Source organism: Bradyrhizobium genosp. L, assembly GCF_015624485.1.
Classification (GTDB): Bacteria; Pseudomonadota; Alphaproteobacteria; order Rhizobiales; family Xanthobacteraceae; genus Bradyrhizobium.
On sequence record NZ_CP061378.1, the window covers coordinates 6567710 to 6590000 of the forward strand.

Here is a 22291-nt window from a genome sequence, read left to right on the forward strand (position 1 = left end):
CCAGGAATGCAATGCGGCGGGATCAGCTCCGCGCGGAGCGCCGGCCGACGTAGAACGCGATCACGACCAGCGGCACGGCAAGCGCGAGCCAGGAGGCTTGGTCCCAGATCCCGTCGCCGAGCAGGGCCGAGACCAGCCCGAAGGCGATCACGGCCGAGATCACAACCGGCGCCAGGAAGATTTGCGTGACCGAACGCTTTGTCGCGGACATCAGGATCGCTCCGCACCGACGACGAGCGGCGACGCCGCCGCAATTGACGCACGCGCCGGAGCCTTGCGCAGCTTCACCGCCCAGAGATAGACGCCGCTGCCGAGCACGATGATGGTCGCGAGATCGAGCAGCGCCCAGATGATCTTCAGCTGCAGCCCGCCATAGTCGCCGAAATGCAGCGGGCGCGAGACGAACAACGCCTGGACGTAGAGCGGCATGTCCCGCGTTTCGCCGAACGAGCCGTCGTCCGCATTGATCAGCACCGGCTTGAGCAGGCGCGAGGTGAGCGGCTGGTTGCCGCGGAGATAGACGCCGTAGTGATGACCGCCGGCAAATTGCGATCCCGGCATGGCGACGGACTGCACCTTCATGCCCGGCGCGTGCGCCAGCGCCGTGTCGATCGCGAGTTGAGCCGACGCCAGTTGCGCAGGCACCGCGGCGTTGCGCCAGGGCCCAAGCATCGCGACCAGCTCGGTGCGCTGCCAATGCTGCGCGATCTGTGTCGAGAGCGTGTTGATGACGCCGGTGACGCCGACGACGAGCGTCCATGCCAGGATCACGATGCCGAGCAGATTATGCAGGTCGAGCCAGTACAGGCGGCGGCGCGGCCGGATCGCGCCGAAATCCAACCGTCGCATGAACGGCCCGTAGACGACGACGCCGGAGACGATCGCGAGCAGGAAGCAGAGACCCATGGCGCCGAGAAACAGCATGCCCGGCTGGTCCAAAAACAGATCGGTGTGCAGGTCGAGCAGAAACTTGGTGACCGCGCCGCGGGCGGCCGCGCCGACGTGAAGGATCCGCCCCGAACGCGCGTCGATGCTGACGATGACGTCGGCTTTCGGCGCAGTGACGGTCGATGCCATGTAGACGTGCCAGATCGGATCCTCGTCGTCGGCACCGACGATGGTGATAACCTGCTTTGGTTGCGCCGCGCGGGCGATCTCGAGGATACGGTCGAAACTCAGCAAGGGCGCCGCGCCTGCGGCCGGATCGGGCTCGATCGTGGCGCCCAACGCGGAATCGATCTCATCGTGGAAGATCAGCGGCAGCCCGGTGATGCATAGCAGCAGCAGGAACAGCGTGCAGATCAGGCTGGTCCATTTGTGGACGCCCTTCCAGGCCCGGATCGAATGCGGCGTCATGCGGAGATGTCCTTCCTCGATCTCAATTCCAGGTGTAGCGAACGCTGCCGATCACGGTTCGCCCGGAGCCGAGGAAACAGGAGTTCGCCGTCGAGCACCAGGAGACGTAATACTTGTCGAACAGGTTGGTGGCATTCACCGCGAGCGTGACGCCGCGCAGCCGACGGTCGAGATTGGACAGGTCGTAATGCACGGCCACATCGAACAGCGTGTAGCTCGGAATCGAAAGCGTGTTGGCGAGGTCGCCATAGGAATCGCCAATGTAGCGCACGCCGCCGCCGAAGCCGAAGCCCGTGAGCTGGCCCTGCTGAAAGGTGTAATCGGCCCATAGCGCCGCCTGATTCATCGGCTGGACGATGAGGTGCTTGTTGAGCTGGGAGGGCGTATTGGTCTTGGTCGTCAAGGTGTCGGTATAGGCGTAGGAGGCAAGCAGCTTGAGCCCTTCCGTCAAACTTACTTGTGCCTCGAACTCGCCACCACGCGATCGCGCCTCGCCGGTCTGATCGCTGAACCCCACAATGGCCGACGGCGTAACGACGTTCTGCTGCGTTAGGTCGAACAGCGCTGCAGTCAGTAGCAAGTTCGTACCGGCGGCCTGGTATTTGACGCCGATCTCGGCCTGCTGGGCGGTGGTCGGGACGGGCGCACCGCCGGCCACTGTCACCCCCAACGTCGGCTGGAATGAGGTCGCATAGGCGATATAGGGCGCAATGCCGGAGTCGAAGATGTAGTTCAGGCCGGCACGACCGGTGAATGCCTGATCATTCTGGGTCGTCTGCTTGTTGGTCACGAAATTCATCGAGTCAGTCGTAACCCAGTCGCTGCGACCAGTCAGGGTCAGGCGCCACCGGCCGAGCGCGACCTGGTCCTGCAGGTAGAGACCGGTCTGGTCCTGCACCTGGCTGGAGTGATTGGTCGTCGTCGTTGGAAACGCAATCGCAGCGCCATAGACCGTGTTGTAGAGATTGATCTGAGGTGCAGCGCCGACGGTCATGTTGATTTGACTGTCGATGTGGCGATAGTCGACGCCAAACAGCGCGGTGTGCGCGAGTGCGCCCGTGGTGAACCGCGCCTCGGCCTGATTGTCCAAGGTGACGGAACTCGCATCCTCCGGGAACGAGAAAGCAGCGCGATTGAGCGTGCTGAAGTCTCCCGAGGCCGTGTTGGGAAGGGCCGCCGAGCCGATCGCACCGCCGCCAGCGACAGCATAGGTGTTGGTCTCAAGGTCGAAGTAGCGGACGTTCTGCCGCACCGTCCAAACTTCGTTGAACGAGTGCTCAAACTGATAACCAACCCACGCCTGGGTACGATCGAAATGATCGAAGCCGGGTTCGCCAAGGAACTTGGTCAGGGGAATGCGGCCGTTGGGATTGGAATACAGCGTTCCTTGCGACGGGAAGAACTGCAACGCCAGACCGGTGATGTCGCGCTGATAGCCGCTCAGGAAGGTGAAAGTGGTGTCGAGATCAGGCTTGTAGGTAAAGGATGGTGCAATCGCGCCGCGAAAGTCGTTGACGAAATCGGTCTGCGTGCCGCCGTCGTGGATGGTACCGGCAATGCGCCAGAACAGATCGCCCTTCTGATTGACCGCACCGACGCCGCCGACGTCGAAATTGGCCTGCACCTTGCCCCAGTTGTCGGCAAGCAATTCGAACGAGTTGAGCGGCGAAGCCGTGGGCAGGCGGCTAACCATGTTGACGAAGCCGCCGGGAGGGGCCTGTCCATAGAGCGATGAGCCGGGCCCGCGCAGCACCTCGACCCGTTCCAGAAGTGCGAGATCGAGTTTTGGCTGGCCGAACGAAGCCGCACCGTAGGGCAGCCGCATGCCATCGAGGAAGAGCTGTGCCTGGAAGCCGCGGATGAATATTGATTCAAACCGCGTGTCGTTCGGGCTGTTGGTGACGATGCCCGGCGTATAGCCGACCGCCTGCACCACCGAGCGCGCACCCTGGTCGCGGATCTGGTCGGTGCCGATCACTGAAACCGACTGCGGCACTTCGAGGATCGGCGTGTTGGTCTTGGTGCCGGCGAGCGTCCGATGCGGGACGTAGCCCTGGATCGGGCCGTTACCCTGCTGGAACGTGCCGCGGCTGGCCGCGGTCTCGACATGCGGTGCGCTCTGCGGGCCGCGCGGTCCCGGCGCGACTCGCGGCCTGGCCGTGCGCGCCGCGCGAGCGGTACGCGGTGCCGTTCCGCGCGATTGCGCCCGCTGCTTCGGCGCATCGACCGTCACCGGAGGAAGCGTCGCTGCGCCCTGCCCGCTCGGCAATGTCTGCGCGGCCGCCGCTGTCGCATATCCCGCCAACGCCACGCTCAAACACACGATGACTGGAGTCTTCGCTCCGTTGCCCTGAAGTCCCACATCCACGCCCCATGCCACTGATCGCTCAGCCGTAACGACGGGGCTCCGTTGTGGAAAGCATGCGCGCAGGTTGTGTTGATAGAACTTATCTTAGACCCGTTCCAACATGTCGCGATGACGCCAGCAATGAGCGCGAACTCGCCATCGGCTTTGCCTGGATGACCGCGATCGCGCACGATATAGCCGATCGGATATAACGTCAGCAGGACACGCATCCAGGACGAGCCGGGTTCCATCCGACACGACAACGGCTCGCAGCCGTCGGGCGGACTGTTACCGGATCACTCAGCGGGATCGGATCAGGCCCTCGCTTACGCCGCCGGAACACCTTAGGTTTAAGCCGGGCGCGGCGACCACGTTCGGGCTGTCGTCTGCCTCACTGCGGAGCGGACTGCGACATGACGATGCAAGAGCCGAGAATAGATCCGGCAGCGCCCGTTCCTGCCACCGATTTGAGCAGCCCGCAGCGTCATGTGGTCGTCATCGTCTATCCCAACATCATGGCAATGGATGTTTGCGGACCGATGGAGGCTTTCTCCATGGCGAATATCCTGTCCAACCGCACGCTGTACCGGCTTTCGGTCGCCGCGGTCACCGCCGATCCGGTCACGACGTCGCTCGGGTTCAGCATCATGCCGAACCACCGGCTTGCCGACCTGGACGGCCCGATCGACACCCTGCTGGTGGCGGGCGGCTACGGCCATGTCGACGCCTTGCGCGACCCGGTGCTGACCGGCTGGCTGCGCGACGCAGCGCCGCGCGCGCGTCGCCATGGTTCCATCTGCACCGGCGCCTTTCTGCTCGCGGCGTCGGATCTGCTCCATCGCAAGCGCGCCACCACCCATTGGGCGCTGGCGCCGGCCTTCGCCAAGAATTACCCGTCGACCACGCTGGAGGTCGATCGCATCTTCGTGCGGGACGGCCAGACCTATACCTCCGCCGGCATCACCGCCGGCATCGACCTGGCGCTCGCGCTGATCGAGGAGGATCACGGGCGGACGTTTGCCTTGCGGGTGGCCCGCAGCCTGGTCGTGTTTCTCAAGCGCCCCGGCGGGCAATCGCAGTTCAGCGCGCATTTGCAGGCCCAGTTCAGCGTGGTTCCCGCGATCCGCAGGGCGCAGGAATGGGCACTGGCGCATCTCGCCGACGACCTCAGCGCCAAGGCGCTGGCGGCTCATGTCGGGATGAGCGAGCGCAATTTCCGCCGGCTGTTCGTCGACGAGTTGCGCGAGACGCCGCGCGAATTTGTCGAGCGGATCCGGCTCGACGAGGCCAGGCGGCAGATCGAGGACACTGATTTGCCCGCTCAGGCTGTCGCAAAACGGTGCGGCTTCGGGACGGTGTACAGCCTGCGACGCGCCTTCGTGCGCCAGTTCGGCGTGACGCCGCAATGGTATCGGACGCACTTTCAGAACGAACCTGCGGCCGACAGCGACGCGGCTTGAGCCGCAAGCGGGCTTTGGCCGGATTTCCTCCATCTTTGGCCAGGAATGCACGGGCGGCTTGATGGCCGCGTGATGCGTTTTGCGATTTAATCGCGGACATCGTCCGCGCATACGGCGTTGTCGAGAGGAGCGCAGGTTTGGATGCGCACCAGTGGAATGTTGGAATTATTTTCATTCGTCGATCGTTCTGCAGTGCCCGCGGTGCTCGACCATTTCTCTGCCGGCGTCGCTTTGCTCGATCGCAAGTTGAATGTGCAGTTCGCCAACAGGGCCCTCCGGGCCATGGCGAATGACGGAGCGCTGGCGCTGCGCGGCCGCACCCTTTCCAGCTCGTCGCCATCCCATGCACGCAAGCTCGATCGCATGACGCGCTCGGCGCTGCTCGGCGCGCCCGACGGCACCATGGCGATTCCGCATCCGCATGACGGCCGCCTCATCACCGTCCTGGTCACGGCGACACGCAACCGCGAATTCGACAGCTACGCCGCCCCTGCGCTCGCCGACAGCGCCGCGATCGTCTTCTCCTTCGATCCGGCCCGGCCGTCCGCGCTGCCGCCGGCATGGCTGATGGACGCCTATGACCTGACGATGGCCGAAGCCCAGGTGGCGCTGCAGGCCTCGCTCGGCCGCTCGGTCTCGGCCATCGGACTGCGGCTCAAGATCTCGCCGAACACGGTGAAGACCCACCTGCGGCACGTCTTCGCCAAGACCGGCGTTCACGGCCAGGTCGAACTGGTGGGGCTGATCGCAGCGCTGCGCGCGGTTCGGGGGGATGGAGAGAATTGAGCGAGGCCATGGATTTCTGACATCGGACGAAGAAGTCCATGCACAAAAAAGCCCGCCGAAAGGCGGGCTTTTTCATCTCTGCCGGTTGAGAGATTTGGTTGCGGGGATAGGATTTGAACCTATGACCTTCAGGTTATGAGCCTGACGAGCTACCGGGCTGCTCCACCCCGCGTTAAACCGTTGTGCGCCTTGCAGAAAGAGGGCCTGAGCCGGTCGGCCAACGCGTCAAAACGGCGCCGATCGATCCGTCCGGGGGCTTCCTGAGAAGGCGACCCGGGCCGAAGCCGTTCGGGTGCGAGGCGTATGTATCAACGCAAGCTTGGTTTGGAAAGCCCCGCGGGCGGGTTTTTGAGGATTTTGTGACGCGGAGATCACCGGTTTTGCTGAAGAAATCGCGGCCGGAACGTCCCATCCGGGACTTGCCTGCGAAATCCGGATTTCGCGAGGGCGATTTCTTTACTGACATTGCATAGACCGGACCTGCGAGGTTCCTGGATCCGGCCGGACGGTTGATCGCTGCAATTGTGGCAGATGGACGCCCGGTGCATGCGCTGAGCCGGCGGAGCGCTCAAGGGACCTCGGCAGAGATGGGCGGAAATTCCCCTCCATGAACAGTTTCGACGCGCTCGTCACAATCGGATTCCTGTTCGCCGTCGTCACCGGCTTCAACACCGGGCTGTTGCGCAGCGCAGTCACGATCCTGGCCTATCTGGTCGCGATGCCGATCGCGGTCGCCGCGATGGCGATGATCGGCCCCCATGTCGCGCAGCTGCCGGCGTCGCCGTTTCCGCCCAATGGCGTGCTGCTGTTCGGCCTATTCCTGGTAATCGGCATCGTGCTCGGCAAGCTGGCGCGGACCATGCTCGACGATACGCTCGGTGCTAACATCGGGATCGGCGACCGGCTCGGCGGCGCGCTGCTCGGCGCGGTCAGGGTCGGCCTCGTCGTCACTACGCTGGTGCTGGTGTTCGATCAGCTGGTGCCGCTCGCCAACCAGCCGCAATTCCTCAACGGCTCGCAATTGCGGCCTCTGTTCTCTGCAGCCGGGCAAGCGGGATTCCGCTCATTGCCGCCGGAGGCCATGATGGCGATCGAGCGGCTGCGGCGCGAACGGCGCATCTAGCTTTATTACTCTTGCCCGGCATGCACTTATGCATTGCACGTCCCTTACCGCCGCCGCGGCACTTGGCTACAGTGTTGCCATCACAAACCACCGACATCACAGGGAGCGAAATCGTGGATCTCGGAATCAAGGGCCGCCGCGCCATCGTCTGCGCATCGAGCAAGGGACTGGGGCGCGCCTGCGCCATCGCACTCGCCAATGAGGGCGTCCACGTCACGCTCACCGCACGCGGCGCCGAGGCGCTGAAGGCGACCGCCGACGAGATCCGGAAAGCGCACCCCGGCGTCACCGTCACCGAAATCGTCGGCGACATCACGACGCCGGCCGGGCGCGAGGCGGTGCTGAAGGCCTGCCCCGATCCGGACATCCTCATCAACAATGCCGGCGGCCCGCCGCCCGGCGATTTCCGCAACTGGACCCGCGACGACTGGATCAAGGCGATCGACGCCAACATGCTGACCCCGATCGAGCTGATCAAGGCCACCGTCGACGGCATGATGGCGCGCAAGTTCGGCCGCATCGTCAACATCACCTCGGCGGCGGTGAAGGCGCCGATCGAGATCCTCGGCCTTTCCAACGGCGCGCGTGCCGGCCTCACCGGCTTCGTCGCCGGCCTGTCGCGCAAGACCGTGATCAACAACGTCACCATCAACGGCCTGCTGCCGGGCCCGTTCGACACCGACCGCCTGCGCGGCACCGGCAAGGCGGAGGCCGAGAAGCGCGGCATTCCGATCGACCAGATCCTGGCCGAGCGCGCCAAGCAAAACCCGGCCGGCCGCTTCGGCCATCCCGACGAGTTCGGCTACGCCTGCGCCTTCCTGTGCGGCGACAAGGCCGGCTTCATCACCGGGCAGAACATCCTGCTCGACGGCGGCGCCTTCCCGGGCACGCTGTGAAGGCGGTCTGGTACGAACGGACCGGCGCGGCGCCGACGGTGCTCACCGTCGGCGAAATGCCGACGCCCGACGCCGGTCCTGGCGAGGTCCGCATCCGGCTCGAGGCATCGGGGGTCAATCCGGCCGATGTCGGCCGCCGCAGCGGCAATTATCGCGCGATGGAATTTCCGCGCGTGATTCCGAACAGCGACGGCGCGGGAATCGTCGACCAGCTCGGCGAAGGCGTCACGCGCGTTGCGGTCGGCGACCGGGTCTGGCTGTTCAACGGCCAGCGCAACGGCCGCGCCTTCGGCACCGCCGCCGAATACATCACGATCGCGGATTATTTGGTGACGCCGCTGCCCGCCGACGTCTCCTTTGCCGCGGGTGCCACGCTCGGCATCCCCGGCATGACCGCGTGGTGCGCGCTGTTCGCGGATGGGCCGATCGCCGGACAGACCGTGCTGGTCACCGGCGGCGCCGGTGCGGTCGGACATTATGCGGTGCAGCTCGCCAAATGGGGCGGCGCCCAGGTGATCGCGACCGTGAGCTCGCAAGTCAAGGACATGGAGGCGCGGCTCGCCGGCGCCGACATGGTGGTGAACTACCGCACCGAGGACGTGGTCGCCAAGGTGATGGCCTTCACCGAGCACCGCGGCGTCGACCGCGTGATCGACGTCGATTTCGGCGGCAATCTTTCGACCACGCTGAAGCTGATGGCGCAGAACTCAACCATCGCGGTCTATGCCACCAACGGCAACCGCACACCCACGGTGCCGATGCGCGAATTGATGGAGAAATGCATCATGGTGCGCACGCTGGTGCTGTTCGCACTGCCGCCGACGCTGCTCGCTGCCGCGCAGGCCGACATCACCAAATGGCTGGAATCAGGCACCCGCGTGCACAACATCGCCGGCCAATTCGCGCTGGCCGAGACGGCAGAGGCCCATCTCGCCGTCGAGAAAGGCGACAAGATCGGCACCGTGATCGTCGACTGCGCGCGGTGACGCGGTGCGGTCGCCCCTCCTCTTCCCCCAAGCGCCAGGGGCCGCACCGCCAAAATGTCGAAAACAACCCCATGCAAAGGAGCCGATGGCTGCCGGCGTTCAACATGTCACGTTCAACATGGCAACTTGACACGTCGGGCAAATCAACGGTATTCTTCCATTATTCCGAAGTCATGTGCGCTTGCGACGGCTACTGCACCGGCGTGATGCGCTCGTCTCCCGGCGAGAGGCCGAATTCGTCGAGACCATCAGCGAGCAGATCGCCGAGCCGAGCATCGGCTCGCCCAACAGATAGCTCGCGATACGGCCGGTGCGCCCGCGCGCGGCTTCGCGGCGAATCTCCGCCCATTCCTGGATCGTGCCGTCACCGCGGCCGAGCCGCATCAGGGCGATCAGATCGACCTGCTCGTCCTCGCTCAGCGCATTGATGAAGCCCGTGATCTCGCGCGCCACCGGATCGTTGCCGTCGTCTTCCAGCACGTCGATCATGTCGTCATCGGCACCGTTCGAGCCGGAGTCCGGATCGACGATTCCCTCCTTGACGTCGAACTCTCGTGCCTTCTCGATCAGAAAGCCGACCTTTTCGGGGGAGATGTTGAGTTCCGGCATTCGCGCGCTCCTTGGTTCACCAGGCGGTAACGCAGGAGGCACCGACTTGATCCATTGCGCCGCCGCGCGGAAACCCGCATGGTCCTGCGCCAGAGCAACAAGAAACCGGGGAGAGACGCGCATGCACTGGACCGTGGGCAAGGTGAAGATCACCAAGGTCGTCGAGCTCGAGACGGTCGGCAGCACGCGCTTCATCCTGCCGCTCGCCGGCCGCGAAGAGATTTTGAGCCTGCCCTGGCTGATCCCGCATTTCGCCAATGAAGAAGGCCGGCTGAAAATGTCGATCCATTCGCTCGTGATGGAAACCCCCGAGCATCGCATCATCGTCGACACCGGGCTCGGCAACGACAAGCAGGGCCGCAACGTGCCGACCTGGAACAACCGCAGCGATCCGTTCCTGGAGAAACTGACCGCGGCGGGCTTCGCGCCCGACAGCATCGACACCGTGCTGTGCACGCATTTGCATGTCGACCATGTCGGCTGGAACACAAAACTCGTCGACGGCAAATGGCTGCCGACCTTCGGCAATGCGCGCTACGTATTCGGCAAGACCGAATTCGAGCATTGGCGCGACCACAGCAGCGATTCTGCGCACGCCGCCGTGTTCGCCGATTCGGTGAAGCCGATCGCCGATGCCGGCAAGGCCGAGCTGGTGCCGAGCGATATCAGGCTGACCGAGGAGATCACGCTGATCCCGACGCCCGGCCACAGCCCGGGCCATATGAGCATCCACATCAAGTCCGGCGGCGAAGAGGGTTTGCTGACCGGCGACGTCGCCCATCATCCCTGCCAGATGGCTCATCTCGACTGGTCCTCGACCGCGGACTCCGACCCGAAGCAATCGGCCGTCACGCGGCGCGAACTGTTCTCGCGCTTCGCCGACACGCCGACATTGGTGATCGGCGGACATTTCAATGCCGGCCACATCAAGCGCGACGGCGATGCCTTCAAATTCATCGCGTTGGCGTGATCAGGCAGAAACGGCCTTGAAACAAGGCTTCTTTGAATAAGGCTTGGCTGCAATGCAGCAGGCTCAGGGCCATTGAATTTCGTCGCGCCCTGTTCCATGAAGCGTGTCGAGGTATACCAGTAACAATCCTCAAGCGACCTTAGGGAGTGATCGAGATGAAGCTTGTTCGTTATGGCGAAAAGGGTGCGGAAAAGCCCGGTCTGGTCGACAAATCCGGCCAGCTCCGTGACCTCTCGGCGCATGTGAAGGACCTCACCGGCGACACCTATTCGCCCGATAGCCTGAAGAAGCTCGCTGGCCTCGATCCCGCCTCGCTGCCCGCCGTCTCCGGCAAGCCGCGCTTCGGCGCCCCCGTCACCGGTATCTCGAAATTCGTCGCGATCGGCCTCAACTATACCGACCACGCCAAGGAAACCGGCGCGGCGATCCCGACCGAACCGATCATCTTCATGAAGGCGTCGACCTCGCTGTGCGGCCCGAACGACGCGGTCGAGAAGCCGCGCGGCTCGACCAAGCTCGACTGGGAAGTCGAGATCGCCGCGATCATCGGCACCCGCGCCAAATACGTCTCGGAAGCCGATGCGCTGAACCACGTCGCCGGCTATTGCGTCTGCAATGACGTCTCCGAGCGCAACTTCCAGGCCGAGCGTCTGGGTCAATGGACCAAGGGCAAGTCGCACGACACCTTCGGCCCGGTCGGCCCCTGGCTCGTCACCAAGGACGAGATCCCCGACGTGCAGAACCTGTCGATGTGGCTCGACGTCAACGGCCAGCGCCGCCAGACCGGCAACACCAAGACCATGATCTTCTCGATGGCGACGTGCATCTCCTATCTCTCGCAGTTCATGACGCTGCTGCCCGGCGACATCGTCACCACGGGCACTCCGCCCGGCGTCGGCCTCGGCATGAAGCCGCCGACCTTCCTCAATGTCGGCGACGTCGTGACGCTCGGCATCGAAGGCCTCGGCGAGCAGCGCCAGGAAATCATCGCGGCGTGAGGTGAGGCTTCGTCATCCTGATCAGGATGACGGATTGAACAGCGCTGCAGCATATCCGGTGTCGTCCCGGCGAAGGCCGGGACCCATAACCACAGGGTTGGATTGTTGAGAAAAGCTGTGGCTCCAGCGCCGCGCAACAACGGCTTTCGGTGGTTATGGGTCCCGGCCCCCGTGCGCAATTGCGCACTAGGCCGGGACGACACCGAGAGTTTGGTGCCGCTCGTGACCCATACATTCACAAGCTTTCAGGATCACGAGTGTGTACTCGGATAGAGGTCCCCCATGAAACTCACCTTCTCTCCCGCCTCCCCGTTCACCCGCAAGGTGCGCATCGCGGCGATCGAGCTCGGTCTGATCGACAAGATCGAATTCGTGCCGGCGACCGTCGCCCCGGGCACGGCAAATGACGAGTACTCAAAGATCACGCCGCTGAAGAAGCTGCCGGTGCTGATCCTCGACCATGGCGATGTCATTCTCGATTCCTACGTCATCGTCGAATATCTCAACGAGCTCGGCGGCGGCCGGCTGATCCCGGGCTATGGCCCGCGACGCTGGAAGGTGAAGACCGATCATTCGCTGATCAACGGCATGCTCGATTCCATGCTGCTGTGCCGCTACGAGAAGATGGTGCGGCCGCAGGGCTCGATGTGGCAGGCCTGGCATGACGACCATTGGAACAGGGCGTGGACCGGCATGGCGCGGTTCGAGGACCGGCCGGACACCTTGAACGGTCCGTTCGACATCGCGCAGATCGGGCTCGTGTGCGTGCTCGGCTATGCCGACTTCCGCTTCCCCGATTGCGGCTGGCGCAAGGCCTATCCGAAGCTCGACGCCTTCCACCAGAAGATGCTGGACCGGCCGTCGGTGAAGATCTCGGTGCCGCCGGCGGCATAGTCTTGTCGGTCAGCGCAGGCCTTTCGCGCTCTCGATCATGTGACGAGGAATCAACCATGAGCCTGAAATTTTCCGCCGGCGACCTCACCATCCATCGCATCGTCGAGCAGGAGACCACGTTCCTGCCGGCGCACGACATGCTCCCCGGCCTGACGCCGGAGGTGCTCGCCGAGAATCGCGCGTGGATGAAGGCCGCGGGCGCGCTCGACGACAGCGACACGCTGATCCTCGCGTTCCAGTCCTATGTCGTGAAGACGCCGCACCACACCATCCTGATCGACAGCTGCATCGGCAACGACAAGCCGCGGCCGGGTCGGCCGGCCTGGAACATGAAGACCGACGACAATTATCTGCGCGGACTTGCGGCGGCCGGCTTCTCGGTCGGCGACATCGATTACGTGATGTGCACGCATCTGCATGTCGATCATGTCGGCTGGAACACGCGGCTGGAGAACGGCCGCTGGGTGCCGACCTTCCCGAACGCGCGCTACGTGTTCGACAAGACCGAGTTCGACTACTGGACCGAGACCAACGCCAAGACCGAAGTGCCGCCCTTCACCGACAGCGTGCTGCCGGTGGTCGAGGCCAAGCGCGCCGAGATCGTGCGCAACGATTTTACGATCGGCGATCACGCCCGCATCCTGCCGACACCCGGCCACACGCCGGGCCATGTCGCCTTCACCTTCGGCCGCGGCAAGGACGACGCGGTGTTTTCCGGCGACCTCATGCACTCGCCGATCCAGACGCTTTATCCGGAAATGTCTGCGAAGTTCGACGTCGATCAGGCGCTGGCCGGAAAGACGCGGCGCAGCTTCCTGGAGCGCTATTGCGACACCGACACGCTGTGCTGCACGGCGCATTTCCCGTCACCGTCCGCCGGCAAGATCAAGCGCAGGGGGAATGGGTTCGTGTGCGAGATGGCGAAATAAGCTCTGCTGCGTAGGGTGGGCAAAGCGAAGCGTGCCCACCATCTCGCGCACGGAGCAAGAAAGGTGGGCACGTCGCTTACGCTCCTTTGCCCACCCTACGATTTCTCGTGCCGGATAGGTGCCCCTCACTCCAATCCTCTCTCCGTGAAGAACGCGGTGAGACCATCGCTCAATCAAACAGGCTCGGCGTGTGGTTGACCGCCGCGCCTTCGATCTCGAGCATCTTCAGCTTGGTCACCACCCCGCCATTGGCGGAGAAGCCGCCGGGCTTGTTGCCGGCCGCCAGCACGCGGTGGCAGGGCACGACGATCGGGCACGGGTTGTGGCCGAGCGCCTGGCCGACGTCGCGCGACAGCTCGACACCACCAAGCTGCTTGGCGATGTCGCCATAGGTGATGGTCTTGCCGGGCGGGATTTTGCGCGCGATGGCGTAGACGCCGCGGTTGAACTCCGGCACGCCGTCGAGATCGAGCGCGATGTCGATGAGGTCGTTCGGCTTGCCGGCGAGCAGCTCGACCATGGCGTCGATCGCATGCCGCACCTCGGCCGGCGGGACCGCCTCCGTGACCTCGCCGTTGCGCTGCAGGATGCGCTTGCGGGTCTTGTCTTCATTGCCCATTGGCAGCTGCGTGGCGGTGATGCCGTGCTCGCCCCAGACGACGCCGCAGGCGCCGATCGCGGTCGCGAAGATTGCATAATGCTGGCCGGTCATGGCTCGCTCCTGAAATTCCATGGCTCTCCTGAGAGCCTGCTGTTGACCAGGAATGTAGGCTTGGAGAATGTTGCTAACCACCCGAATTCCGTGGGAACTTGCCGGGAATCAACAGGTCTGCGTCATTCCGGGGCGCGCAAAGCGCGAGCCCGGAATCCATCGGGCCGCAGATATTGCGGCGAAATGGATTCCGGGCTCAGCCCTACGGGCTGCCCCGGAATGACGATCGTTTCATGCAAACCGCAGCTTGATGCTGCGCCAAGTCGCGAGCCCCAAATGCAGAGCCTCCACGTCAACGGTTTCGACATGCCCTATCTCGACATCGGCCAGGGGCCGCCGCTGGTCTGCGTCCACGGCTCGGTGTGCGATTTCCGGATCTGGTCGGCGGTGCTGGGGCCGCTGACGCAAAGGCATCGTGTCATCGCGGTCAGCCTGCGGCATTTCTTCCCGGCGCATTGGGACGGCACGGGCGATACCTATTCGATCGTCCAGCATGTCGACGACGTGATCGCCTTCATCGAGAATTTCGACACCAGGCCGGTCGACCTGATGGGCCACTCGCGCGGCGGCCATATCTCGTTCCGCGTCGCGCAGCGCCGGCCGGACCTGCTGCGCAAGCTGATCCTCGCCGAACCCGGCGGCGAGCTCGACGCGACACTCGATCCGGACTACCAGCCCGGCCCCTCGCCGCTCGCGGCACGGATCGCCGCGTCTGCCGATTTGATCGCCGGAGGCGACATCGACGGCGGCATGCTGCTCTTCATCGACGCGCTCGAGGGTCCTGGCGCCTGGAAGCGCCTGCCGGCCGCGCCGAAGCAACTGCTGCTCGACAATGCTGCCACGCTGATCGGCCAGACCCGCGACAAGCGCCCGCCCTTCTCCAGGGCGGACGCCGAGTCGATCCGGACGCCGACGCTGTTTATCGGCGGCGCCAACACCAAGGGTGTGCTGCCGAGGGTGTTGCGCGCACTCGCCGCCAACGTGAAGGGCGCTCGCGTCGAGCTGATCCCCGGCACCACGCATCCGATGTTCGAGCAGGCGCCGCGGCGCTACTGCGAGATCGTGCTGGAGTTTTTGGCCGCTTAGGCGGTGCACCATGCTAGTCTCTTCCCGCGCTCGATGTGGGAGGATACACCATGAAACGATCCGTCAAACGGCTTGCATCGCTCAGCCTGTTTGCACTCGCCGTCACCTCGTCCTCCGCCTTCGCCGCCGCCGACGAGAAGCTGCGCGCAGCCGCCGAGCAGGCGCAGCCGGCGGTGATCGAGAGCCTGCATGACATGGTGCTGATCGAATCCGGCTCGGCCGACGTGGAAGGCCTGAAGAAGATGGCCGATTACACCGAGGCGCGGCTGAAGGCGCTCGGCGCCAAGACCGAGCGGCGCAAGACCACGCGCGGCGCCGGCGCCGACATGGTGATCGGCACGTTCGACGGCACCGGCACCAGGAAGCTGATGCTGATCGCGCATATGGACACCGTCTACGAGCACGGCATCCTCGCCTCGCAGCCCTACAAGGCGGACGGCAACCGGATCTACGGGCCCGGGATCGCCGACGACAAGGGCGGCATCGCCGTGATCCTGCATTCGCTGAAGATCCTGAACGATGCGGGCTGGCGCGATTACGCCAGGCTCACGGTGTCGTTCAATCCGGATGAAGAGGTCGGCTCGATCGGCTCCGGCGAGATCATTGCCGAGCTCGCCGACCAGCATGACGTGGTGCTGTCCTGCGAGCCCACGGTGGCACCGCCGGTCGCCAAGAACGAAGGCCTGCTGCTCGGTGCCAGCGGCACCGCGACCGGCACGCTGGAGGTAAAGGGCAAGGCCTCGCATGCCGGCGCCGCGCCGCAACTCGGCCGCAACGCGCTGCTGGAGCTTGCGCATCAGCTGCTGCAGACCCAGGACGTCGCGAAATCGATACCCGGCACGCAACTGAACTGGACGCTCGCGAAGGCCGGCACCGTGCGCAACCAGATTCCCGATCACGCCACCGCCGGCGCCGATATCCGCGTCACGATTCCGGACGGCGTGCAAAAGCTGCAGGCTGCGCTCGACGAGAAGATCAAGAACAAACTGATCCCCGACACCGAGGTGACGGTCACCGTCGTGGCCGGCCGGCCGCCCTTCGTCGCCAATGATCGCGGCCGCGCGATCGCCAAGCAGGGCGAGGCGATCTACGCCGAGCTCGACCGCCCGCTCGCGATCGCCGAGATGACCGGCGGCGCGACCGACGCCGGCTACGCCGGCCGCAGCGGCAAGGCCGCCGTGGTCGAAAGCTTCGGCCTCGCCGGCTGGGGCTACCACGCCCGCGACGAATACATCGACATCAACTCGATTCCGCCGCGGCTCTATCTGATGACGCGAATGCTGATGGAGCTGGGCAAGGCGAAGTAGCGGCCCGGACTGGCGGGACAGTCACTGGTGACCGACTGCTCGGTCGAGGGGGCTGGTCTCGCGTCGACCCCGTAAACGAAAAACCAAGCCTTCTCAATCGTTTAAGTAGTTCTCAAAGTGCGAGCTTGACCGCCCTGCACTCTGGAGGTATTCCTAATCAGAACACGGAATTCCGTATTCCATTTTGGATAGAACCCGCATGATCCCGTTGGACCCGCTCCCGAACCTGATCGACCAGGTCTATGCGCGGATACTTGAGGCGATCATCGATCGCACGCTGCCGCCCGGGCAGCGCATCACCCAGAACGAACTCGCGGAAAAGCTCGGCGTCTCGCGCCAGCCAGTCTCCCATGCGTTGCATCTCTTGCATCGGCAGGGCCTCGTCGCCGAGAGCGGCCGGCGCGGCTTCGAGGTGACGCAGCTCGACCCGCGGCGCATCCGCGAGCTCTACGAAGTGCGCGGTGCGATCGACGCATTGGCGGCGCGGCTCGCCGCGGCGCGCGTGAGCGAGGATTCCGCCGGCCGTGGTCAGCTCGAGGCCGCGCTCGAAGCCGGCCGCGCGATCGGCGGCGATGCGTCGCTGGCGCGCCTGATCGCGCTCGATGTCGACTTCCACGGCGCGATCTATCGCCTCGCCGGCAACTCCGCGATCGAGGAGATGATCACGCCGCAATGGCCACATATGCGCCGGTCGATGGCGACCGTGCTCGCCGAACTCGACTACCGCGACAGCGCCTGGACCGAACACGAGACCATCGCCGCGCATATTTTTGCGGGCAACGAGACCGCCGCAGAGGCCGCCGCGCTGGCGCATGCGCAGACGGCGGGACGGATGACCGAGGAGAAGTTGAAGGAGATCGACGTGGCGGCGTGACCCGACAACGCCGTCATGCGGGCCATGACGAAGTCAGAACAGAAGATAATGATGGAGGAAGCACCATGAAACTGAGCCCAGAGCAGATCGAATTTTTCCATCGCGAAGGCTGGCTGTTCCTGCCCGAGCTGTTCAGCCAGGAGGAGGTCGACTTCCTCGCCCGCGAGGCGGTCTCGATCTACGACGCCAACCGGCCCGAGGTGTGGCGCGAGAAGAGCGGCGCGCCGCGCACGGCGTTTGCCGCGCATCTCTACAACGAGGCCTTCGGCACCCTTGGCGCGCACCCCCGCATGATCGACCCCATCGAGCAGCTGTTCGGCGAGAAGGTCTACATGCACCAGTTCAAGATCAACGCCAAGGCGGCCTTCACCGGCGACGTCTGGCAATGGCACCAGGACTACGGCACCTGGAAGCGCGACGACGGCATGCCGGAGCCGCGCGCGATGAACATCGCGATCTTCCTCGACGAGGTGATGCCGATCAACGGCCCGCTGATGCTGGTGCCGCAGAGCCAGACCGCCGGCGACCTGAAGGCCTCGCACGATCTCGAGACCACATCGTACCCGCTGTGGACGCTGGACGAAGAGACGGTCACGCGGCTCGTCAAGCAGGGCGGCATCGTCGCGCCGACCGGCAAGGCCGGCGGCATGCTGATGTTCCACGGCAACCTGGTGCACGGCTCCAGCGGCAACATCACGCCCTACCCGCGCAAGATCGTCTACCTGACGCTGAACGCGGTCTCCAACTACATCCGCACCCCGACGCGGCCGGATTACATCGCGCATCGCGACTTCGCGCCGATCCAGACCGTGCCCGACGACGCGCTGCTGCGGCTCGCCCGCGCGCCGCGGCAGGCGGCGGAGTAGCTCTCACGCCCCGGACGCAGCGCGGCATGCAATGACGCGCTGCCGAGCCGGGGCCCATACCTCGCAGATCTCACTCATGGGTCCCGGCTCTGCGGCGCAGCACTTCGTGCCGCACCGCGTCCGGGACACGATCCTTATCCCCGGACAGAAATCATGAACCTGCATCACCTCCTCAAAACCCGCGCGGCCGCCGGCAAGCCCGTGCGGGTCGCGCTGATCGGCGCCGGAAAATTCGGCTCGATGTTCCTGTCGCAGGTGCCGCACACGCCAGGGCTCGAGGTGCCGCTCATCATCGACCTCGACCGCGACCGGGCGCGTGAGGCCTGCCGCACCGTCGGCTGGGACGACGCGCGGATCAGCGCAACCACCTTCACCGATGACGGCGCGCGCGCGATTGCCGGCGGCGCGATCGACGTGGTGGTGGAGGCGACCGGCAATCCCGCGGTCGGCATCCGCCACGCCCGCGCGGCGATCGCTGCCGGCAAGCATGTCGTGATGGTCAATGTCGAGGCCGACGTGCTGGCCGGACCGCTGCTTGCGGAAGAAGCGCGCAAGGCCGGCGTGGTCTATTCGCTGGCCTATGGCGACCAGCCGGCGCTGACCGCCGAGATGGTCGACTGGGCGCGCGCCACGGGCTTTCGCGTCGTCGCGGCCGGCAAGGGCACGAAATACCTGCCCGCCTATCACGACGTGACGCCGGAAGGCGTGTGGCAGCATTACGGGCTCACCGCAGGCGAGGCGCAATCCGCCGGCATGAACCCGCAGATGTTCAACTCCTTCCTCGACGGCACCAAATCCGCCATCGAGATGGCGGCGATTGCGAACGCGTGCACGCTCGACGTGCCCTCGGAGGGACTGCTGTTTCCGCCCTGCGGCGTCGACGACCTGCCGCACGTGATGCGGCCTCGCGACAAAGGCGGCGTGCTGGAAAAATCCGGCATCGTCGAGGTGGTGTCGTCGCTCGAGCGCGACGGCCGTCCGGTATTCCGCGATCTGCGCTGGGGCGTCTATGTGGTGCTGGAGGCGCCGAACGATTATGCCGCCGACTGCTTCAGGCAATACGGCCTCAAGACCGACGCGTCAGGCCGCTACGCCGCGATGTACAAGCCCTATCACCTGATCGGGCTCGAGCTGAACATCTCGGTGCTGTCGGCTGCGCTGCGCAACGAGCCGACCGGCCAGCCGCGCGGTTTCCGCGGCGATGTCGCCGCGGTGGCCAAGCGCAATTTGCGCGTCGGCGAAATGCTCGACGGCGAAGGCGGCTACACGGTGTGGGGCAAGCTGATGCCGGCGCAGGCGAGCCTCGCCGCCGGTGCGCTGCCGATCGGGCTCGCGCATCGGGTCAAGCTGAAGAACGACGTGGCCCACGGCGCGGTGGTGCGCTGGAGCGACGTCGAGGTCGACGAAGCCAACGACACGATCAAGACCCGCAAGGCGATGGAGCAGGCGTTCGCGAAGTAGACCGTCAAGGCAACAGCCGGCTCGCCTTCGCCTGCTTGAACCACTTCCGGAACATCACTTCCGTATCCATCATCTCGGTGAAGCCGGCCTGGTTGATCTTGACCGTGGAGACGATCGAGGGCGGACCGGAGGTGGTCTGCCCGTAACGCATGCTGTAGTCGGCATACTGGAACGACAGGCCGACGAAGTCTTGCAGGCGAGGTGCGATCAGATCGTGCTGCTTGCGCAGCTGATCCCACGGCGCGATCCAGGTCGACCACGCCTGCGCCAGCGACAGCGGCACTGGCTTGCCCGGCTTCATCTCCAGCGCATCCGCGATCGCCGGCCAGATATTTTCCCAGGTGAACACGTCGCCATTGGTGACGTTGAAGGCCTGGTTGCGCGCGGATTCAGCGTCGCCGGACCAGGCGATCGCCCGCGCCAGCAGATCGACATCGACCGCCTGCGCGACGCGCGCGGCGCCACCGGGGAAATCCAGCGGCCGGCCCTGCGCGCGCAGCATCGCCGCGTAGACGCCGAGCGGCGGGATCAGATCCATCGCGCCGCCCATGGCTTCGCCGATGATCAGGACCGGACGCAGGATGCTCCAGTGCCAGCTCTTGCCCTGCTGCAGCGCGCGCAGGAAATTCTCCTGCGCCCAATAGAAGTTCGGCTGCTCATACATCTCCGAGCGGCCCTCGCGCGCCGGCACAATGAGCGGCCGAACGTGCACGCCATAGGCCTTGGTCCCCTGCAGCAGCGCGACATGCTTCAGATCCGGCGCGGCCGGCTCGAGCACATCCATCAGATTGCGCAGCATCAGGTCATTGGTTGCGATCTGCTGCGGGTCGCGCCAGCCATCGACCAGGTTGGGCGCCTCATAGAGCGCGGCGTAGATCAGGTGGGTCGCGCCGTCGAGCTCGGCCGCGGCGCGGCGGCAATCCTCCGCATTGGTGAGATCGATCGCCACGTGCCGGGCGCCGTAGAGATCGCGCGGCTTGCGGCGCGACAGCGCGAGGCGCTCGCAATCGTCTGATGCCCCGAAATGCCGCAAAGCAGCGCTGCCGACGAGACCGGTTGCGCCGGCGACAACCACTTTCTTTTTAGCCATGCCCTTGAGCTCCCATCATTGTTGTTTGCCTTGCGAGGGAACATCGGCTCGCGCTCGCAACGGGCGAGCATGCAATCAGGCACGAAAAAAGCCCCGGAGGAAACCCCCGGGGCTTTTGATTTCGGATCGCGGCTCAGTTGTTGTCGTTGCCGCCGAACTCTTCCATCAGCTTGTCGTAGTTCTTGGTGACGAGGTCGATGTTGCCCTTGTTCTGGACCGCCGGCGGCGGCGACTTCAGGGCCTCGTTGAGATCGGCCAGCGCCTCCTTCTTGTCGGCAGCCGACATCTTCTTGTCGGCCTGGACTTCGGCAATCTGTGCCTTCAGCACGGCCTCGGGGCCGACATATTTCTTGCTCTGCGGATCGAAGCCGCCGAGCACCAGCGAGATGTTGTCGACGACGTCGTTATATTCGTCATAGCTGGCAAAGCCGTTCTTCTTGGCGATCGCCTCGAGCTGGGCCACGACCTTCGGATCTGGCTTGGCGTTCTCCTGAAGCTTGGCGGTGATCGGATCCATTTCCTTCGACGCGGCGAGCGCACCGTCGACCTGCTTGTCGGTCAGCACCATCTGCTTGACCGGCGGCATCTGGGCCGGAGCAGCAGCCGGCGCGGGCGCCATCTGCTGCTTGCTGGCTTGCGCGAACGCCCCGCTGGTCGAGGCCATGGTCATCGACGCTGCAAGACACGCGACACTCAACGCAGCAAATACCGGACGGACGATCTCACGCATGGAAGGCTCCTCGTTGGGGGCAGGTTGCGGGGCTGGGTTGCTTCTTGGGTGGAAGGAGTACGGAACTCGAAATGAATGGACCATGAACTTTCGTCGTAGACGATGACGGCCAATCATGGCCGAATGATCACAAACAGTTCAAGACGGTGAGTCCCTGAGGGGACCGCAGCTGCACCAGGCGCATTCCCGGCCCGAACCGAGACGGTACGGGCCGGGAGAGGAATCTGCAAAATCCGCCTACCTCAGGTGAACAGCAGGTCGAACGTGTGGATATGCGCGTCGTTGGCGAAGGTCGCGATGACGGTGCCGTGGGCGACGGAGTTGTAGAGGTTCGACTGGCTGTGATCGACCTGGATCAGCTGGTGGGTATCATCCCGGTAAAACAGCGAATCCGATGCGTCGAAATTGCTCCCGGGCCAGTTCAGCCACTGGTCGCCGTGGCTGTCCACGCTGAAATAGCCGTGCGCCAGTTCGCCGTCGTTGCCGAGATCCGCGGCCGTGAAGCCGTGCAGATCGACCTTGTCGATATTGAACTCGAAGTCGGACACCGTGGTCACAGCGCCGCTGCCCTTGGTGAGGACGAAGATATCGCTGCCGGCGCCACCGATCAGCGAGTTGTTGCCGGCTCCGCCATCGAGCGTGTCGTTGCCATTGTCGCCCTTGAGGATGTCATCGCCCGCGCCGCCAAGCAGCGTGTCGTTGCCGTCGCCGCCGGAGAGCGTATCGTTGCCGGCACCGCCGAGCACGGTGTCGTTCCCGGCGCCGGCGACGATCCAGTCGGCACCCGCACCGCCGTCGATCACGTTGTTGC

21 protein-coding genes, 1 tRNA gene and 1 pseudogene (1 of these 23 only partly in view) are annotated in these 22291 nt (G+C 64.8%); 14 read left to right on the plus strand and 9 right to left on the minus strand.

Going from position 1 to position 22291, the window contains the following annotated elements:
• Positions 1 to 22 precede the first annotated feature (22 nt).
• Genes IC762_RS31350 through IC762_RS31360 form a run of 3 tightly spaced genes read right to left on the minus strand, consistent with a single transcriptional unit; the run spans position 23 to position 3736 of the window.
• On the minus strand, positions 23 to 211 hold the full coding sequence (locus IC762_RS31350) for a hypothetical protein (protein WP_195785958.1): 189 nt from the start codon (positions 209 to 211) through the stop codon (positions 23 to 25).
• Positions 211 to 1356 (minus strand): PepSY-associated TM helix domain-containing protein, encoded by a 1146-nt coding sequence (locus IC762_RS31355; RefSeq protein ID WP_195785959.1) that lies wholly within the window; start codon positions 1354 to 1356, stop codon positions 211 to 213. Before IC762_RS31355 ends, IC762_RS31350 begins: the two co-directional genes overlap by 1 nt.
• Positions 1357 to 1378: 22 nt before the next feature.
• Positions 1379 to 3736: a TonB-dependent siderophore receptor gene (locus tag IC762_RS31360; protein WP_195785960.1), complete on the minus strand. Its 2358-nt coding sequence runs from the start codon at positions 3734 to 3736 to the stop codon at positions 1379 to 1381.
• Between the two features lie 506 nt (positions 3737 to 4242).
• Here IC762_RS31360 and IC762_RS31365 point away from each other — a divergent pair.
• Positions 4243 to 5163 (plus strand): GlxA family transcriptional regulator, encoded by a 921-nt coding sequence (locus tag IC762_RS31365; protein ID WP_246801720.1) that lies wholly within the window; start codon positions 4243 to 4245, stop codon positions 5161 to 5163.
• A 201-nt stretch (positions 5164 to 5364) separates the two neighbouring features.
• Positions 5365 to 5949: a helix-turn-helix transcriptional regulator gene (locus IC762_RS31370; RefSeq protein ID WP_195785961.1), complete on the plus strand. Its 585-nt coding sequence runs from the start codon at positions 5365 to 5367 to the stop codon at positions 5947 to 5949.
• Between the two features lie 95 nt (positions 5950 to 6044).
• On the opposite strand, the gene IC762_RS31375 is transcribed toward IC762_RS31370, so the two are convergent.
• A tRNA-Met gene (locus tag IC762_RS31375) sits at positions 6045 to 6121 on the minus strand.
• A gap of 435 nt (positions 6122 to 6556) precedes the next feature.
• Here IC762_RS31375 and IC762_RS31380 point away from each other — a divergent pair.
• From IC762_RS31380 to IC762_RS31390, 3 genes are all read left to right on the plus strand, one after another.
• Positions 6557 to 7072, plus strand: a complete 516-nt coding sequence (locus IC762_RS31380; RefSeq protein WP_195785962.1) for a CvpA family protein — start codon at positions 6557 to 6559, stop codon at positions 7070 to 7072.
• A 113-nt stretch (positions 7073 to 7185) separates the two neighbouring features.
• A complete protein-coding gene (locus tag IC762_RS31385) occupies positions 7186 to 7968 on the plus strand; it encodes an SDR family oxidoreductase (protein WP_195785963.1) in 783 nt (260 codons plus the stop codon).
• Entirely contained in the window at positions 7965 to 8954 is a 990-nt protein-coding gene (locus IC762_RS31390; RefSeq protein WP_195785964.1) for an NADPH:quinone reductase, read from the plus strand. The genes IC762_RS31385 and IC762_RS31390 overlap by 4 nt, the downstream gene beginning before the upstream one ends.
• Positions 8955 to 9144: 190 nt before the next feature.
• Here IC762_RS31390 and IC762_RS31395 read toward each other — a convergent pair.
• Positions 9145 to 9563: pseudogene (locus tag IC762_RS31395) on the minus strand (DUF3775 domain-containing protein).
• Positions 9564 to 9684: 121 nt separating this feature from the next.
• On the opposite strand from IC762_RS31395, the gene IC762_RS31400 reads away from it, so the two are divergent.
• From IC762_RS31400 to IC762_RS31415, 4 genes are all read left to right on the plus strand, one after another.
• The gene (locus IC762_RS31400; RefSeq protein WP_195785965.1) at positions 9685 to 10533 is read left to right on the plus strand and encodes an MBL fold metallo-hydrolase; all 849 of its coding nucleotides are present in this window, start codon (positions 9685 to 9687) and stop codon (positions 10531 to 10533) included.
• A gap of 155 nt (positions 10534 to 10688) precedes the next feature.
• Positions 10689 to 11531 (plus strand): fumarylacetoacetate hydrolase family protein, encoded by an 843-nt coding sequence (locus IC762_RS31405; protein ID WP_195785966.1) that lies wholly within the window; start codon positions 10689 to 10691, stop codon positions 11529 to 11531.
• A gap of 282 nt (positions 11532 to 11813) precedes the next feature.
• Complete coding sequence (locus IC762_RS31410) at positions 11814 to 12425, plus strand: glutathione S-transferase family protein (protein WP_195785967.1); 612 nt, start codon at positions 11814 to 11816, stop codon at positions 12423 to 12425.
• 56 nt (positions 12426 to 12481) lie between these two features.
• Positions 12482 to 13354 carry an MBL fold metallo-hydrolase gene (locus tag IC762_RS31415; RefSeq protein WP_195785968.1) on the plus strand — a complete coding sequence of 291 codons (873 nt, stop codon included), beginning with the start codon at positions 12482 to 12484 and terminating at the stop codon, positions 13352 to 13354.
• Between the two features lie 169 nt (positions 13355 to 13523).
• Here IC762_RS31415 and IC762_RS31420 read toward each other — a convergent pair whose 3' ends face one another.
• Positions 13524 to 14066 (minus strand): methylated-DNA--[protein]-cysteine S-methyltransferase, encoded by a 543-nt coding sequence (locus IC762_RS31420; RefSeq protein WP_195785969.1) that lies wholly within the window; start codon positions 14064 to 14066, stop codon positions 13524 to 13526.
• Between the two features lie 276 nt (positions 14067 to 14342).
• On the opposite strand from IC762_RS31420, the gene IC762_RS31425 reads away from it, so the two are divergent.
• The 5 genes from IC762_RS31425 (at position 14343) to IC762_RS31445 (ending at position 19660) form a co-directional block, all read left to right on the plus strand.
• Positions 14343 to 15152: an alpha/beta fold hydrolase gene (locus tag IC762_RS31425; protein ID WP_195785970.1), complete on the plus strand. Its 810-nt coding sequence runs from the start codon at positions 14343 to 14345 to the stop codon at positions 15150 to 15152.
• 50 nt (positions 15153 to 15202) lie between these two features.
• Positions 15203 to 16459: a M20/M25/M40 family metallo-hydrolase gene (locus IC762_RS31430; RefSeq protein ID WP_195785971.1), complete on the plus strand. Its 1257-nt coding sequence runs from the start codon at positions 15203 to 15205 to the stop codon at positions 16457 to 16459.
• A gap of 199 nt (positions 16460 to 16658) precedes the next feature.
• Positions 16659 to 17333, plus strand: a complete 675-nt coding sequence (locus IC762_RS31435) for a GntR family transcriptional regulator (protein WP_195785972.1) — start codon at positions 16659 to 16661, stop codon at positions 17331 to 17333.
• Between the two features lie 65 nt (positions 17334 to 17398).
• A complete protein-coding gene (locus IC762_RS31440) occupies positions 17399 to 18199 on the plus strand; it encodes a phytanoyl-CoA dioxygenase family protein (RefSeq protein ID WP_195785973.1) in 801 nt (266 codons plus the stop codon).
• A gap of 153 nt (positions 18200 to 18352) precedes the next feature.
• Positions 18353 to 19660: an NAD(P)H-dependent oxidoreductase gene (locus IC762_RS31445; protein WP_195785974.1), complete on the plus strand. Its 1308-nt coding sequence runs from the start codon at positions 18353 to 18355 to the stop codon at positions 19658 to 19660.
• Positions 19661 to 19664: 4 nt separating this feature from the next.
• On the opposite strand, the gene IC762_RS31450 is transcribed toward IC762_RS31445, so the two are convergent.
• The 3 genes from IC762_RS31450 to IC762_RS31460 form a co-directional block, all read right to left on the minus strand.
• Entirely contained in the window at positions 19665 to 20750 is a 1086-nt protein-coding gene (locus IC762_RS31450; protein ID WP_195785975.1) for an SDR family oxidoreductase, read from the minus strand.
• Positions 20751 to 20883: 133 nt separating this feature from the next.
• On the minus strand, positions 20884 to 21480 hold the full coding sequence (locus IC762_RS31455) for a hypothetical protein (RefSeq protein ID WP_195785976.1): 597 nt from the start codon (positions 21478 to 21480) through the stop codon (positions 20884 to 20886).
• Positions 21481 to 21722: 242 nt separating this feature from the next.
• Positions 21723 to 22291, minus strand: partial view of a calcium-binding protein gene (locus IC762_RS31460; RefSeq protein WP_195785977.1) — the 3' portion only. 451 nt of this gene lie beyond the right edge of the window; 569 of the gene's 1020 nt are visible here — the last part of the coding sequence; the start codon falls outside the window, past its right edge — the gene reads right to left on this strand; the stop codon is at positions 21723 to 21725.

Coding starts and splice junctions, on each gene's coding strand:
- IC762_RS31350 (WP_195785958.1), bottom strand. CDS start 211: ATGTCCGCGACAAAGCGTTCGGTCACGCAAATCTTCCTGGCGCCGGTT.
- IC762_RS31355 (WP_195785959.1), bottom strand. CDS start 1,356: ATGACGCCGCATTCGATCCGGGCCTGGAAGGGCGTCCACAAATGGACC.
- IC762_RS31365 (WP_246801720.1), top strand. CDS start 4,243: ATGGAGGCTTTCTCCATGGCGAATATCCTGTCCAACCGCACGCTGTAC.
- IC762_RS31380 (WP_195785962.1), top strand. CDS start 6,557: ATGAACAGTTTCGACGCGCTCGTCACAATCGGATTCCTGTTCGCCGTC.
- IC762_RS31400 (WP_195785965.1), top strand. CDS start 9,685: ATGCACTGGACCGTGGGCAAGGTGAAGATCACCAAGGTCGTCGAGCTC.
- IC762_RS31405 (WP_195785966.1), top strand. CDS start 10,689: ATGAAGCTTGTTCGTTATGGCGAAAAGGGTGCGGAAAAGCCCGGTCTG.
- IC762_RS31410 (WP_195785967.1), top strand. CDS start 11,814: ATGAAACTCACCTTCTCTCCCGCCTCCCCGTTCACCCGCAAGGTGCGC.
- IC762_RS31415 (WP_195785968.1), top strand. CDS start 12,482: ATGAGCCTGAAATTTTCCGCCGGCGACCTCACCATCCATCGCATCGTC.
- IC762_RS31420 (WP_195785969.1), bottom strand. CDS start 14,066: ATGACCGGCCAGCATTATGCAATCTTCGCGACCGCGATCGGCGCCTGC.
- IC762_RS31425 (WP_195785970.1), top strand. CDS start 14,343: ATGCAGAGCCTCCACGTCAACGGTTTCGACATGCCCTATCTCGACATC.
- IC762_RS31430 (WP_195785971.1), top strand. CDS start 15,203: ATGAAACGATCCGTCAAACGGCTTGCATCGCTCAGCCTGTTTGCACTC.
- IC762_RS31435 (WP_195785972.1), top strand. CDS start 16,659: ATGATCCCGTTGGACCCGCTCCCGAACCTGATCGACCAGGTCTATGCG.
- IC762_RS31440 (WP_195785973.1), top strand. CDS start 17,399: ATGAAACTGAGCCCAGAGCAGATCGAATTTTTCCATCGCGAAGGCTGG.
- IC762_RS31445 (WP_195785974.1), top strand. CDS start 18,353: ATGAACCTGCATCACCTCCTCAAAACCCGCGCGGCCGCCGGCAAGCCC.
- IC762_RS31450 (WP_195785975.1), bottom strand. CDS start 20,750: ATGGCTAAAAAGAAAGTGGTTGTCGCCGGCGCAACCGGTCTCGTCGGC.
- IC762_RS31455 (WP_195785976.1), bottom strand. CDS start 21,480: ATGCGTGAGATCGTCCGTCCGGTATTTGCTGCGTTGAGTGTCGCGTGT.